This window comes from Arenimonas fontis (assembly GCF_008386465.1).
In the GTDB taxonomy this organism is placed as follows: domain Bacteria; phylum Pseudomonadota; class Gammaproteobacteria; order Xanthomonadales; family Xanthomonadaceae; genus Arenimonas; species Arenimonas fontis.
Genome location: NZ_VUOD01000002.1, coordinates 291825 through 304443, shown reverse-complemented (window position 1 = coordinate 304443; position 12619 = coordinate 291825). Strand labels below are relative to the sequence as shown.

14 protein-coding genes are annotated in these 12619 nt (G+C 70.2%); 11 read left to right on the top strand and 3 right to left on the bottom strand.

Features of this window, described 5'->3' with window-relative positions:
• Nucleotides 1–25: 25 nt before the first annotated feature.
• The 4 genes from surE to F0415_RS03800 are packed head-to-tail and all read left to right on the top strand — an operon-like array spanning nucleotide 26 to nucleotide 2927.
• A complete protein-coding gene (surE, locus tag F0415_RS03815) occupies nucleotides 26–805 on the top strand; it encodes a 5'/3'-nucleotidase SurE (protein WP_149859861.1) in 780 nt (259 codons plus the stop codon).
• Nucleotides 802–1479, top strand: coding sequence for a protein-L-isoaspartate(D-aspartate) O-methyltransferase (locus tag F0415_RS03810; RefSeq protein ID WP_149859860.1), 678 nt, complete (start codon nucleotides 802–804; stop codon nucleotides 1477–1479). Before surE ends, F0415_RS03810 begins: the two co-directional genes overlap by 4 nt.
• On the top strand, nucleotides 1480–2064 hold the full coding sequence (locus tag F0415_RS03805; protein WP_149859859.1) for a YqaA family protein: 585 nt from the start codon (nucleotides 1480–1482) through the stop codon (nucleotides 2062–2064). It begins immediately after the preceding gene.
• Complete coding sequence (locus F0415_RS03800; RefSeq protein WP_149859858.1) at nucleotides 2061–2927, top strand: peptidoglycan DD-metalloendopeptidase family protein; 867 nt, start codon at nucleotides 2061–2063, stop codon at nucleotides 2925–2927. Before F0415_RS03805 ends, F0415_RS03800 begins: the two co-directional genes overlap by 4 nt.
• A 20-nt stretch (nucleotides 2928–2947) precedes the next feature.
• Here F0415_RS03800 and F0415_RS03795 read toward each other — a convergent pair whose 3' ends face one another.
• Both F0415_RS03795 and yhbY read right to left on the bottom strand, forming a co-directional pair.
• A complete protein-coding gene (locus F0415_RS03795; RefSeq protein WP_149859857.1) occupies nucleotides 2948–3322 on the bottom strand; it encodes an Mth938-like domain-containing protein in 375 nt (124 codons plus the stop codon).
• Between the two features lie 4 nt (nucleotides 3323–3326).
• Nucleotides 3327–3632 carry a ribosome assembly RNA-binding protein YhbY gene (gene yhbY / locus F0415_RS03790; RefSeq protein ID WP_149859856.1) on the bottom strand — a complete coding sequence of 102 codons (306 nt, stop codon included), beginning with the start codon at nucleotides 3630–3632 and terminating at the stop codon, nucleotides 3327–3329.
• A gap of 77 nt (nucleotides 3633–3709) precedes the next feature.
• On the opposite strand from yhbY, the gene rlmE reads away from it, so the two are divergent.
• From rlmE to folP, 3 genes are read left to right on the top strand one after another with little or no spacing between them, the layout of a single operon-like run.
• Nucleotides 3710–4342, top strand: coding sequence for a 23S rRNA (uridine(2552)-2'-O)-methyltransferase RlmE (gene rlmE, locus F0415_RS03785; RefSeq protein WP_149859855.1), 633 nt, complete (start codon nucleotides 3710–3712; stop codon nucleotides 4340–4342).
• A complete protein-coding gene (gene ftsH / locus F0415_RS03780) occupies nucleotides 4339–6240 on the top strand; it encodes an ATP-dependent zinc metalloprotease FtsH (RefSeq protein ID WP_149859854.1) in 1902 nt (633 codons plus the stop codon). Before rlmE ends, ftsH begins: the two co-directional genes overlap by 4 nt.
• Nucleotides 6241–6245: 5 nt before the next feature.
• Nucleotides 6246–7145 carry a dihydropteroate synthase gene (gene folP, locus F0415_RS03775; protein ID WP_149859853.1) on the top strand — a complete coding sequence of 300 codons (900 nt, stop codon included), beginning with the start codon at nucleotides 6246–6248 and terminating at the stop codon, nucleotides 7143–7145.
• Between the two features lie 113 nt (nucleotides 7146–7258).
• On the opposite strand, the gene F0415_RS03770 is transcribed toward folP, so the two are convergent.
• Nucleotides 7259–8338, bottom strand: coding sequence for an alkane 1-monooxygenase (locus F0415_RS03770; protein WP_149859852.1), 1080 nt, complete (start codon nucleotides 8336–8338; stop codon nucleotides 7259–7261).
• Nucleotides 8339–8454: 116 nt separating this feature from the next.
• On the opposite strand from F0415_RS03770, the gene putP reads away from it, so the two are divergent.
• The 4 genes from putP to hflX all read left to right on the top strand — a co-directional run bounded on the left by putP (nucleotide 8455) and on the right by hflX (nucleotide 12607).
• Nucleotides 8455–9948, top strand: coding sequence for a sodium/proline symporter PutP (putP, locus tag F0415_RS03765; protein WP_149859851.1), 1494 nt, complete (start codon nucleotides 8455–8457; stop codon nucleotides 9946–9948).
• Between the two features lie 4 nt (nucleotides 9949–9952).
• Entirely contained in the window at nucleotides 9953–10894 is a 942-nt protein-coding gene (miaA, locus tag F0415_RS03760; protein WP_149859850.1) for a tRNA (adenosine(37)-N6)-dimethylallyltransferase MiaA, read from the top strand.
• Between the two features lie 102 nt (nucleotides 10895–10996).
• Complete coding sequence (gene hfq / locus F0415_RS03755; protein WP_149859849.1) at nucleotides 10997–11269, top strand: RNA chaperone Hfq; 273 nt, start codon at nucleotides 10997–10999, stop codon at nucleotides 11267–11269.
• Between the two features lie 18 nt (nucleotides 11270–11287).
• Nucleotides 11288–12607, top strand: a complete 1320-nt coding sequence (gene hflX, locus F0415_RS03750) for a ribosome rescue GTPase HflX (RefSeq protein WP_149859848.1) — start codon at nucleotides 11288–11290, stop codon at nucleotides 12605–12607.
• Nucleotides 12608–12619: the final 12 nt, after the last annotated feature.

Sequence of the window (12619 nt, the reverse complement as noted above, 5' to 3'; positions counted from 1 at the left end):
TGGGGGCCTTCCCGCAGGATCCCCGATGCGTGTACTGGTGAGCAATGACGACGGCGTGGATGCCCCCGGCATCCGCGTCCTGGCCGAGGCGCTGCGCACTGCCGGCCACCAGGTGACCGTGGTGGCGCCGGACCGGGACCGCTCGGGCGCCAGCAATTCGCTGACCCTCGATGCGCCGATCCGGGCGAAGGAACTCGGCGGCGGTGTCTGGCGGGTGGCCGGTACGCCTACCGACTGCGTGCACCTGGCCCTGACCGGCCTGCTCGAGCCGGATCCGGACATCGTGGTCTCCGGCATCAACAGTGCCGCCAACCTCGGCGACGACGTCATCTACTCCGGCACCGTGGCGGCGGCGATGGAAGGCCGTTTCCTCGGCCTGCCTGCCGTCGCCATGTCGCTGGTGACCGGCGAAGGCAGCGGTCGTCACTACGAAACCGCCGCCCGGGCCGCCATCGAGATCACCGCCCGCCTGCTGGTGGATCCGCTGCCGGCCGACACCATCCTGAACGTCAACGTGCCCGACCTGCCCTGGGAGTCGCTGCGTGGATTCGAAGTGACCCGCCTGGGTCACCGCCATCGTGCCGAGCCCTGCATCGCGCAGGTGGATCCGCGCGGCAGGCGCATGTGGTGGATCGGGCCGGCCGGCCCGGAGCAGGATGCCGGCCCGGGCACCGATTTCCACGCCGTGCGTACCGGCCACATCTCCATCACGCCCATCCATGTGGACCTGACCCGCTACCAGGCCCTGGACAAGGTCGCCAGTTGGGTCGGTGGCCTGGGCGACAGCCTGAAGAAGAGGGCATGACACCGCGATACCTCTCCAAACCCGAGGCCAGGGGCCTGGGCATGACCTCGCAACGGGCCCGCGACCGCATGATCGAGCGCTTGCGCAGCGAGGGCGGCATCCGCGACGAACGGGTGCTGACCGCCATGCGCACCGTGCCGCGCCACCAGTTCATGGACGAGGCCCTGGCCAGCCGCGCCTACGAGGACACCGCCCTGCCGATAGGCTGTGGCCAGACCATCTCCCAGCCCTGGGTGGTGGCGCGCATGACCGAGGCCCTGATCGAGCACGGCCTGCCGGCCAGGGTGCTGGAGGTGGGCACCGGTTCCGGGTACCAGGCGGCGGTGTTGGCCAGCCTGGGCGTCGAGACCTACAGCGTCGAGCGCATCGAGGAACTGCTGCGGGCGGCCCGGCGCCGTTTCCGCCATCTCGGCCTCAACGTGCGCACCCGCCACGACGACGGTCGCGCCGGTTGGGCGGAGTACGCCCCGTACGACGGCATCATCGTCACCGCCGGCGCCACGGCCCTGGAGCCGGCGCTGTTCGATCAGTTGGCCGAGGGCGGCACCCTGGTGGCGCCGGTCGGCGGCGGCAACGGCCAACGCCTGCTGCGCTGGCGTCGGGTCGCCGGCGAACTGCTGCAGGACGACCTCGGCGCCGTGATCTTCGTGCCCCTGCTGCCGGGAACGCTCTGAATGCGACTGTTCGGTCCCCTCTACGACCGCTGCCGGGCCTGGGCGGCGCATCCGCACGCGCCCTGGTACCTGGGCGCCAACAGCGCCATCGAGGCGATCTTCTTTCCCGTCCCTCCGGACGTGATGCTGGCGCCGATGAGCCTGGCGCGGCCCGCAGCCTGGTGGCGGTACGCCCTGTTGACGACGCTCACCTCGGTGCTGGGCGGCCTGGTCGGCTATGCCCTTGGCTATTTCGCCATCGAGGCGGTGCTGCCCTGGCTGGAGCGGGCCGGACATGCCGATGCCTACGCGGCGGTACAGGACCAGTTCGCCCGTTACGGCGTCTGGATCATGTTCGTGGCCGCCTTCACGCCGATCCCGTTCAAGGTGTTCACCGTCGCCGGCGGCGCAGCCGCCATGCCGCTGCTGCCGTTCGTGCTGGCTTCGCTGATCGGGCGCGGCCTGCGCTTCTTCCTGGTCGCCGGCCTGACCGCTTGGGGCGGGCCGAGGATCGAACCGGTGCTGCGGCGTTACATCGAGATCGTGGGCTGGGGTGTGGCGGTGCTCATCATCGGCATCCTCATCTGGTTGAATATGCGCGGATGAGCACCTTCGTTGCCCGCGCCGCGCTGGTGTCGCTGCTGGTGTCGCTGCTGGTGGCCTGCGGACATGCCCGCGTGGTCAAGCGCGAGGGGGTGCGGCCGGTGACGGCCGCCGATCGCGGCAGTCTGGAAGTGCCGCAAGACGGCCGATACACGGTGCGCAAGGGCGATACCCTCTACGGCATCGCCTTCCGGCACGGCCTGGACTACCGCGAGGTGGCGGCCTGGAACGGCATCCGCGCGCCCTACACCATCTATCCGGGCCAGCGGCTGCTGCTGCGCGGGCGGGAGCAGGCCAGGGAGGTCGCGGTCACGCCGGCGCCGCCGGCCACCACGCCCGGCGCGCCTGTCACCGGCCCGACGATGGCCGGCACGCCGCCCGGCGACACGGCCCAGCAGGGCCGGCCGCCTGCCACGAGTCCGGCGCCGCAGGTCACGAGGCCGGCGCCGCCGGCCACACCGCCCGCCACCCCGGCCCCGGTGCCCGCCGGCGCGCCCTCGGGCTGGCAATGGCCAACCCAGGGCCAGATCGTCGGCCGCTTCGTCGCCGGCGATCCCAAGCGCCAGGGCCTGGACATCGCCGGCCAGGCCGGCCAGCCGGTGCTGGCGGCGGCACCGGGGGTGGTGGTCTATTCCGGCGCCGGCCTGGTCGGCTACGGCGAGCTGATCATCGTCAAGCACAGCGACGAGTGGCTGTCGGCCTATGCGCACAACCGCCGCCGGCTGGTGGCCGAGGGCGAGCAGGTCCGGGCCGGCCAGCAGATTGCCGAGCTGGGCCGCACCGGCACCAGCCGGGACATGCTGCACTTCGAGATCCGCCGCAACGGCAAGCCGGTGGATCCGCTGGGCCTGTTGCCGCCGCGCTGAAACCGGACGGGTGCCCGGGTTCAACCCGGCAGCAGGAAGCCGGCGACGACGGCCCGCCCCTCGGTGGCCAGCACGTTGAAGGTGCGGGCAGCCGCGGCGCTGTCCATCACCTCGATTCCGATGCCGCGGGTGAGCAGGGTGGCCAGCACCGCCTGGGAGGGGAAGACCTGGCGGGGGCCGGTACCCAGCACCATCAGGGCCGGGGACAGGGCCAGCACGGCCTCGAGGTCGGCCGGTTCCAGCTCGGCCGCATTGCGTGGCCGCCAGTCCGGCACCAGTCGTGCCGGCGTCACCAGGAAGCTGGCGGCGACGACCGCCTCGTTGACCAGCACGCCGGACGGACCGACGCCGCGCAGGACGTAGCGGAAATCCGGGGTTTCCCGTGACAGTTGCATGGTCTCAGCCCCGGGGCAGGGCGATCAGCGGTTTCTCGCGACTGCGCCGGTACAGCACGGCGACGTTGCCGATGCGGTCCACCAGGGCGGCGCCGCTACGTTCGCACAGCTCGGCGATCCAGCGGTCGCGCAGTTCGCGGTCGCCGGCGGCCACCTTCACTTTCACCAGTTCGTGGTGCTCCAGGGCCAGGTCGGCCTCGGCCGCCAGCGGCTCGGTGATGCCCTTGGCGCCGACCATCAGTACCGGCTTGAGGCCATGCGCCAGGCCACGCAGGTAGCGCTTCTGGGGGTTGGAAAGGGCGGCGGGCATGCGTTGTGGCCGGTCGTGCTGGGGGCGCTAGGGTATCATGGCGGTCCGTACATACCCGACGGCCCGCCGTCGCCGCCATGGCCCGCAGCCGCAGCAGCCACCGCTGGCTCAAGGAGCATTTCGACGACCCCTACGTGAAGCGGGCACAGTCGGAAGGCATGCGTTCGCGGGCGGCTTACAAGCTCGAGGAGCTGATCGAGCGCGATCGCCTGCTCCGGCCCGGCATGGTGGTGGTGGACCTGGGCGCCGCGCCCGGCGGCTGGTCGCAGGTGGTGCGACGGGCCTTGGGCGACCGCGGCCGGGTGCTGGCCCTGGACATCCTGGACATGCCGCCCATTGCCGGGGTCGAGTTCATTCACGGCGATTTCAGAGAGGACGGGCCATTGTCCGAGCTGGAACGCCTTCTGGATGGCTGCCCGGTGGACCTTGTGCTTTCTGACATGGCCCCCAATATGTCCGGTGTGGACGCCGTGGACCAGGCCCGGGCCATGTACCTGGCCGAGCTGGCCCGCGACTTCGCCGACCGGCACCTGCGGGATGGCGGCAACTTCCTGATCAAGCTGTTCCAGGGCGAGGGTTTCGACGCGTACGTCAAGGACCTGCGGGAGCGGTACGGGAAGGTGGCGATACGCAAGCCCGCGGCGTCGCGGCGCCGCTCCAACGAAGTTTATGCGCTGGCCACGGGCAAGCGCCGAGGACAAGGGAAATGAACGATCTGGCAAAAAACCTCGCGCTCTGGCTGGTGGTGGCGGTAGTGCTGATGCTGGTGTTCCAGGGCTTCAACGGCCAGGGCAATGCCAGTCGCGCGCTCAACTACAACGAATTCATCGAAGAGGTGAAGTCCGGCCGCGTGCAGGAAGTGGTGATTGCGGACAACGGCATCGCCGTCAGCGGCAAGCGCCGCGACGGCAGCACCTTCCGCACCGCCACCCCGCGCGACGATCGCTTGCTCGACACCCTGTTCGAGAACGGCGTGCAGATCGTCCAGCAGGAGCCCGAGGGCCGCTCGCTGTTCTGGCAGCTGGTGATGAGCTTCCTGCCGATCGCCCTGCTGATCGGTTTCTGGATATACATGATGCGGCAGATGCAGCAGGGCGGCGGCAAGGGTGCGCTCAGCTTCGGCAAGTCGCGGGCCAAACTGCAGGGCGAGAACGACGTCAAGGTCACCCTGGCCGACGTGGCCGGCTGCGACGAGGCCAAGGAGGAGGTCGGCGAGCTGGTCGAGTTCCTGCGCGACCCGGGCAAGTTCCAGCGCCTGGGCGGCAAGATCCCGCGCGGCGTGCTGATGGTCGGTCCGCCAGGTACCGGCAAGACCCTGCTGGCGCGCGCCATCGCCGGCGAGGCCAAGGTGCCGTTCTTCTCGATCTCCGGTTCGGACTTCGTCGAGATGTTCGTCGGCGTCGGTGCCAGCCGGGTGCGCGACATGTTCGAGCAGGCCAAGAAGCACGCGCCCTGCATCATCTTCATCGACGAGATAGACGCGGTCGGCCGTCACCGTGGCGCCGGTCTGGGCGGTGGCCATGACGAGCGCGAGCAGACGCTGAACCAGCTGCTGGTGGAGATGGATGGGTTCGAGGGCGGCGAGGGCGTGATCGTGATCGCCGCGACCAACCGCCCGGACGTGCTCGACCCGGCCCTGCTGCGCCCGGGCCGTTTCGACCGCCAGGTGGTGGTCGGTCTGCCCGACGTGAAGGGTCGCGAGCAGATCCTGCGCGTGCACATGCGCAAGGTGCCGGTAGCCGAGGACGTGGATCCGATGACCATCGCCCGCGGCACCCCCGGCTTCTCCGGCGCCGACCTGGCCAACCTGGTCAACGAGGCCGCCCTGTTCGCCGCCCGCGAGAACGCCAAGTCGGTGCGGATGGAACATTTCGACCGGGCCCGCGACAAGATCCTGATGGGCACCGAGCGCCGATCGATGGCGATGAGCGAGGAAGAGAAGAGGCTCACTGCCTACCACGAGGCCGGCCACGCCATCGTCGGCCGGCTGGTGCCCGAACACGACCCGGTCTACAAGGTCACGATCATCCCGCGTGGCCGCGCCCTGGGCGTGACCATGTACCTGCCCGAAGGCGACAAGTACAGCTTCAACCGCACGGCGATCGAGTCGCAGTTGTGCTCGCTGTACGGCGGTCGCGTGGCCGAGGAGCTGATCTTCGGGCCGGACAAGGTCACCACCGGCGCCAGCAACGACATCGAGCGCGCCACCAAGATGGCCCGCAACATGGTCACCAAGTGGGGTCTCAGCGACGAGATGGGGCCGATCGCCTACGGCGAGCAGGAGGACGAGGTATTCCTTGGCCGGTCGGTCACCCAGCACAAGAACGTCTCGGACGACACTGCCCGCAAGATCGACGAGGTGGTGCGCAACATCCTGGACAAGGCCTACGCGCGCACCAAGCAGATCCTCACCCAGAACATTGACAAGCTGCACCTGATGGCGGAGGCCCTGCTGACCTACGAGACCATCGACGCGCAGCAGATCGACGCCATCATGGAGGGGCGCCGGCCCGGCCCGCCGGCCGACTGGGCCAAGTCCGGACGGTTGTCGAAGGACGATCCGCAGGGGCCGGCCGAGCCCCTTGGCGGCCCCGCCGCGCAGACCTGAAGCGGATGTTCGACCTGTCGCCGAGGCTGGACTGCGCCGGGCGCGTCCTGGCACTGGACACGCCCCGGGTGATGGGCATCGTCAACGTCACCCCCGACTCCTTCTCGGACGGCGGCGCCCACGAGGACGTGGAGGCCGCGGTGGCGCATGGCCTGCGTCTGGCGGAAGAGGGGGCCGATATCCTCGATGTCGGCGGCGAATCCACCCGGCCCGGCGCCGCCGAGGTTCCGGTGCAGGAGGAGTTGCGGCGGGTGCTGCCGGTGATCGAACGCCTGGCCAGGGAGACGGCCTTGCCCATCTCGGTGGACACCTCGAAACCGGAGGTGATGCGGGCGGCGGTGGCCGCCGGCGCCGGCATGATCAACGACGTCTACGCCCTGCGCCGCGACGGCGCCCTGGAGGCTGCCGCGCAGGCAGGCGTGCCGGTGGTGCTGGTGCACATGCAGGGCGAGCCGCGCACCATGCAGGAGGCGCCGCATTACGACGACCTGCTGGCCGAAGTGCACCGCTTCCTGGCCGACCGGGTGCTGGCCTGCGAGATGGCCGGCATCGAGCGGAAGCGCATCGTGCTCGATCCCGGCTACGGCTTCGGCAAGACCACGCGGCACAACCTCTTGCTGCTGCGCCAGCAATCGCGCCTGCTCGACCTGGGCCTGCCCCTGCTGGCCGGGCTCTCGCGCAAGCGCAGCCTCGGCGAGATCACCGGCCGTGAGGTCGGCGAGCGCCTGCACGCCTCGGTGGCAGCGGCAGTGCTGGCGGCCGAGTACGGGGCGCGCATCCTGCGCGTGCATGATGTCGCCGCCACGGTGGACGCGCTCAAGGTCTGGTCGGCGGTGACCGCGCAACCGGCGCCCGGACCGGTCGCGCCGGCCAGGCCGGCGATCCGCTGGCCGGACGAGGACTGAAGGGTGCTGGTCAGTAATTGACCAGAACCGCTGCCGGGCCCGTCGCCGGCGGCCTCCGGCGATCCATCCACGGACTTCTCCCGGACTTGTCCACAGGCCCTGTGGATTTCCGCTCAGGCCGCCCGGGGCGATTGCAGGAAGGCTCGGGCACGCGGATCCATCACCCGTCGCCAGAGCGGCGGCAGCAGGGCGAGCACGAACATCGCCGCATAGCCGCCCGAAAGCTGCGGGCTGTCCGGGTGGTGGCGCAGGATCGGATAGCGGCGCTTCGGAAAGGCATGGTGGTCGGAGTGCCGCTGCAACTGGAAAAGCAGCCAGTTCGACAGGGCGTAGTCGGAATTCCAGCTGTGCAGGTGGGTGGTGCGTTCGTAACGCCCGTCGGGCAGGCGCCGTCGCGCCAGCCCGTAGTGCTCGACGTAGTTGATGACTTCGAGCGAACCGGCGGCAATCAGCCCCTGGGCCAGGAAGAAGGCCAGCCCCGGCTGGCCCAGCCACGCGCCGAAGGCGCCAGCCAGGGCCAGCCAGGCCAGGCTCCAGCCGATCATCTCGTTGCGCCAGTGCAGGACCGGCAACCCGCGGCAGCGCAGCCGGTCCGCTTCCAGCCGCCAGGCATTCCAGGAGTTCAACAGGAGGGCGCGCGGGACGAAGCGCCAGGATGACATGCCCAGCGGCGCGCTCGAAGGGTCTTCCGGGGTCGAGACGTGCACGTGATGTCCGCGCAGGTGTTCGACCTTGAAACCGTGATAGCCGACCGTGGCCAGCAGCAGGCCGCCGACGGCCGGCTCCAGCCTGCCGTTCTTGTGGATAAGCTCGTGCGCCGGGTTGATGGCGATGATGCCGCCGACCACTCCCTGGGACAGCAGCCAGCCGGCGATGCCGGCAGGGCCCAGGTCGGCGTGGACGAACCAGTGCGCCGACCAGGCCAGCACTGCCAACTGCGCTGGCAGGCAGGCCAGGGTCAGGGCCTTGAACCAGGCGGCGCCGGCCACGCGGGCCTCGTCGGCGACCGGGACGTTGTCGGGATCCCTGCCCAGGGCGTAATCCAGCGCCGGCAGCAGCACGAACAGGAAAAACAGCGGGAACCAGGCCGCGAAGTCGGCGTGCCCGGTGGCGCCGGCCAGCCAGGCGCTGGCCGGCATCAGGACCGGCACCACGAACACGAGCAGGAAGGCGAGTGCTTTTCGTAAAGGCATCGGGGCTTCCTCCGGCTGCGCCCAGCATACGCCCGGGAACCGTGGCTCGCATCCGGTGGCCGGGCCGTGCCGGGTTCGCGCTAAGCTTGCCCGGCCTCCGACCCGCCCGGACCCCCATGAGCGACCTCTCCCCGCTGCACATCACCTTCGCCGTCTACATCCTCGGCATGGTCGGCATCGGCTTTGCCGCCTGGTACTACACCCGCAGCTTCGACGACTACATCCTGGGCGGCCGCTCACTGGGTCCCTACGTCACCGCGCTCAGCGCCGGTGCCTCGGACATGAGCGGCTGGCTGCTGCTGGGTTTGCCCGGCGCGGTTTACCTGACCGGGCTGTCCGAGGCCTGGATCGCCATCGGCCTGATCATCGGCGCCTGGTTCAACTGGCGCTACGTGGCGGCACCGCTGCGCCTGTATACCGAACGCAGCCGCAACGCCCTGACCCTGCCGGACTACTTCACCCATCGCTTCGAGGACAGGGCCAAGCTGCTGCGGGTGTTCTCGGCCCTGGTGATCCTGGTGTTCTTCGCGGTGTACTGCGCCTCGGGCATCGTCGCCGGCGCCCGCCTGTTCGAATCCGTGTTCGGCCTGCCCTACGGCCAGGCGATGTGGTACGGCGCCGCGGCCACCATCGTCTACACCTTCGTCGGCGGCTTCCTGGCCGTGAGCTGGACCGATACCGTGCAGGCTACCCTGATGATCTTCGCCCTGCTGCTGACGCCGGTATTCGTGCTGATAGGTCTGGGCGGCCCCGGCGAGGCCATCGCGCTGGTGGAACAGGCCGACCCGTCCAGGCTGGATTTCCTGAAGGGCGGCACGGTGGTGGGCATCGTCTCGTTGTTGGCCTGGGGCCTTGGCTACATGGGCCAGCCGCACATCCTCGCCCGCTTCATGGCGGCCGAATCGGTGCGCGCCATTCCACGCGCGCGCCGGATCGGCATGACCTGGATGATCCTCTGCCTGCTGGGTGCGGTGGCGGTCGGTTTCTTCGGCGCCGCCTGGTTTCAGGCCCACCCTGAGCAGGCCGGCGCGGTCGGCGCCAACCACGAACGCGTGTTCATCGAGCTGGCCACCCACCTGTTCAATCCCTGGATCGCCGGCATCCTGCTGTCAGCCATCCTGGCGGCGGTGATGAGCACCTTGAGCTGTCAGTTGCTGGTCTGCTCCAGCGCGCTCACCGAGGATTTCTACAAAGGTTTCCTCCGTCCCGGCGCCGGCCAGAAGGAACTGGTCTGGGTCGGCCGGCTGGCCGTCCTGGCGGTGGCGGCGCTGGCGATCTGGCTGGCTTCCGACCCCGACAGCCTGGTGCTGGGCCTGGTGTCCTACGCCTGGGCGGGCTTCGGCGCCGCCTTCGGTCCGGTGGTGGTGTTCTCGCTGTTCTGGCGGCGCATGACCCGCGACGGCGCCCTGGCCGGCATGCTGGTCGGCGCCGGCACGGTGATCGTCTGGAAGCAATGGTTCGCCGCTGCCACCGGCCTGTATGAGATGGTGCCGGGCGTGGTTCTGGCCAGCCTGGCCATCGTCGCGGTCAGCCGGCTCGGCAAGCCGCCCTCCGCCGAGGTGGAGGGCCTGTTCGAGCACGTGCGTGGCGAGCTGCAACGCGGCGGCTGAGTCCATGCGCGACGAACGGCCGCTGGCCATCGCCCTGATGGGGCCGACGGCGTCGGGCAAGACCGCCCTGGCGCTGGAGTGGGCCGGCGACATGGACACCGAGATCGTCAGCGTGGACTCGGCCCTGGTCTACCGGGGCCTGGACATCGGGGCGGCCAAGCCCGATCACGCCACCCTCGCCGCGGTGAAGCACCACCTGGTGGACGTGCGCGATCCGCATGAAGTGTTCTCAGCGGCCGATTTCGCCCGTGAGGCGCTGGTGCCGATGCGGGCGCTGGCGGCACGCGGCCGGGTGCCGCTGCTGGTGGGCGGCACCGGCCTCTATTTCAGCGCCTTGCTCGATGGGCTGTCCGAGATGCCGCAAGCCGACCAGGACCTGCGCGCGGCCATCGCCGCGGAAGCCGAACGGCACGGCTGGCCGGCCCTGCATGCGGAGCTGGCGCGGGTCGATCCCGAGGCCGCTGCCCGGATCGGTGTCGGCGACCGCCAGCGCATCACCCGCGCCCTGGAAGTCTGGCGTCTGAGCGGACGGCCCATTTCGGTCTGGCAGAAAGGGGGGCTGGGGCGGCAGCCGTTCCCGTTCCGGCTACTCAAGCTGGTGCTGGCGCCTGCCGACCGGTCCGCCCTGCACGCCCGCATCACCCAGCGTTTCGACCGGATGCTGGCGGAAGGCTTTCTGGACGAGGTGCGGCGGCTGCGCGCCGACCCGCGCCTGCATCCGGACCTGCCGTCCATGCGCGCGGTCGGGTATCGGCAGGCCTGGGAGCACCTGGACGGGCGCACCGACGCGGCGACGTTCCGCGCCCGCGCCATCGCTGCCACCCGGCAGCTGGCCAAGCGCCAGTACACCTGGTTGCGCGCTCGGCCGGACGCGATCTGGTTCGATCCCGGACGCGACCGGGCCCGCCTGGAGCGGGCCCGCGCCGACTTCCTTCACCCGGCCTGAACCCCTGCGGGCTGCTAGAATCGGCCCATTCGCGGCCACGGACCCATTTGGCCGCAACCCGCGCCAGCTGGCGCGCCACAACAACAATACGGAGTCCGCGCCATGTCCAAAGGCCAGTCCCTGCAGGATCCTTTCCTGAACGCCCTCCGCCGCGAGCGCATTCCGGTGTCCATCTACCTGGTCAACGGCATCAAGCTGCAGGGCACCATCGAGAGTTTCGACCAGTTCGTGGTCCTGCTGCGCAACACGGTCAGCCAGATGGTCTACAAGCACGCCATTTCCACCGTCGTGCCGGCACGCAACGTGCGGGTGGGGCCGGGCGGTGGCCAGGTGGCGGCCCAGGGCGAGGAAGACGGAGCGGGTCAGGACAGTTGAACGTCTCCCGGCACATGAATGTTTGAGCGTGCCCGCAAGGGCGAACGCGCCCTGCTGATCCAGCCGCATCCACCCGGCCGGGTGGATGCCGACCGCATGGAGGAATTCGCCGAACTGGCTCGCTCGGCCGGCGCCACCGTGGTCGGCAGCGTGAGCGCGCGTGTGGAGAAGCCGCACCCGGCCTACTACGTCGGCACCGGCAAGCTGGAAGAGGTGCTGGCGGCCTGCGAGGCCGGTGCCGCCGATCTGGTGCTGTTCAACGAGCAGCTCAGCCCCGGCCAGGAACGCAACCTCGAGCGGGCGCTCAAGCGCAGGGTGGTGGACCGCACCGGCCTGATCCTGGACATATTCGCCCAGCGCGCCGCCAGCCACGAGGGCAAGTTGCAGGTCGAGCTGGCGCAGCTGAAGCACTGGGCCACCCGCCTTGTGCGCGGTTGGACCCACCTGGAACGCCAGCGTGGCGGCGCCATCGGCCTGCGCGGCCCGGGCGAGAAGCAGCTGGAGCTGGACAAACGCATCCTGCAGCGCAAGATCGAGTCGCTGCAGGGCCGCCTGGACAAGGTGCAGGTGCAGCGCGGGCAGATGCGCAGGGCGCGCCTGCGCAACGACGTGCCACGTGTCGCCCTGGTCGGCTACACCAATGCCGGCAAGTCCACCCTGTTCAACCGGCTCACCGGCGCCGGCGTCTATGCCGACGACCGGCTGTTCGCGACCCTGGACCCGACCACGCGCCGGGTCGAGGGCGTGGCGCCGCTGGTGCTGTCGGACACGGTCGGCTTCGTCCGCGACCTGCCGCATGAACTGGTGGCCGCGTTCCGCTCGACGCTGTCGGAGGCCCGCGACGCCGACCTGCTTCTGCACGTGGTGGATGCCGCCGACGAACACCGTGACGAACGCATCCTGCAGGTGGACGCGGTGCTGGCCGAGATCGGTGCCGGCGACATCCCGCAGGTGCTGGTTTTCAACAAGATCGATCGGCTTGCCGGCCTGGCAGCGCGTCGGGATCCGGAGATCGGCGGCCGCGAGCGGATCTGGCTGTCAGCGCTGGGCGGTGAGGGTCTGGGCCTGTTGCGCGAGGCCCTGGCCGAGCGCTTCCTGGACCGTCGCCTGGCCGGCGAGCTGGAGCTGGGGCCCGGAGACGGTCGGCTGCGGGCTCGCCTGCACGAGGCCGGCGCCGTGAAGGCGGAGCGCAGTCGTGAGCAGGGCGGCTGGTGCCTGCGGGTGGACCTGCCGCGGGCAGTGGCCGAGCGTCTGGCGGCCGAGCCGGGCGGGCAGGCGCTGCGACCGCTCTTGCTTGTCGCCCCTGCAGCCCCTACCTACAATCCCCGAACCCACTGAATCCCGCGTCGG

Bases quoted from the DNA above. Each gene is read 5' to 3' on its own strand.
- surE (WP_149859861.1), top strand. From the start codon at position 26: ATGCGTGTACTGGTGAGCAATGACGACGGCGTGGATGCCCCCGGCATC.
- F0415_RS03810 (WP_149859860.1), top strand. From the start codon at position 802: ATGACACCGCGATACCTCTCCAAACCCGAGGCCAGGGGCCTGGGCATG.
- F0415_RS03805 (WP_149859859.1), top strand. From the start codon at position 1,480: ATGCGACTGTTCGGTCCCCTCTACGACCGCTGCCGGGCCTGGGCGGCG.
- F0415_RS03800 (WP_149859858.1), top strand. From the start codon at position 2,061: ATGAGCACCTTCGTTGCCCGCGCCGCGCTGGTGTCGCTGCTGGTGTCG.
- F0415_RS03795 (WP_149859857.1), bottom strand. From the start codon at position 3,322: ATGCAACTGTCACGGGAAACCCCGGATTTCCGCTACGTCCTGCGCGGC.
- yhbY (WP_149859856.1), bottom strand. From the start codon at position 3,632: ATGCCCGCCGCCCTTTCCAACCCCCAGAAGCGCTACCTGCGTGGCCTG.
- rlmE (WP_149859855.1), top strand. From the start codon at position 3,710: ATGGCCCGCAGCCGCAGCAGCCACCGCTGGCTCAAGGAGCATTTCGAC.
- ftsH (WP_149859854.1), top strand. From the start codon at position 4,339: ATGAACGATCTGGCAAAAAACCTCGCGCTCTGGCTGGTGGTGGCGGTA.
- folP (WP_149859853.1), top strand. From the start codon at position 6,246: ATGTTCGACCTGTCGCCGAGGCTGGACTGCGCCGGGCGCGTCCTGGCA.
- F0415_RS03770 (WP_149859852.1), bottom strand. From the start codon at position 8,338: ATGCCTTTACGAAAAGCACTCGCCTTCCTGCTCGTGTTCGTGGTGCCG.
- putP (WP_149859851.1), top strand. From the start codon at position 8,455: ATGAGCGACCTCTCCCCGCTGCACATCACCTTCGCCGTCTACATCCTC.
- miaA (WP_149859850.1), top strand. From the start codon at position 9,953: ATGCGCGACGAACGGCCGCTGGCCATCGCCCTGATGGGGCCGACGGCG.
- hfq (WP_149859849.1), top strand. From the start codon at position 10,997: ATGTCCAAAGGCCAGTCCCTGCAGGATCCTTTCCTGAACGCCCTCCGC.
- hflX (WP_149859848.1), top strand. From the start codon at position 11,288: ATGTTTGAGCGTGCCCGCAAGGGCGAACGCGCCCTGCTGATCCAGCCG.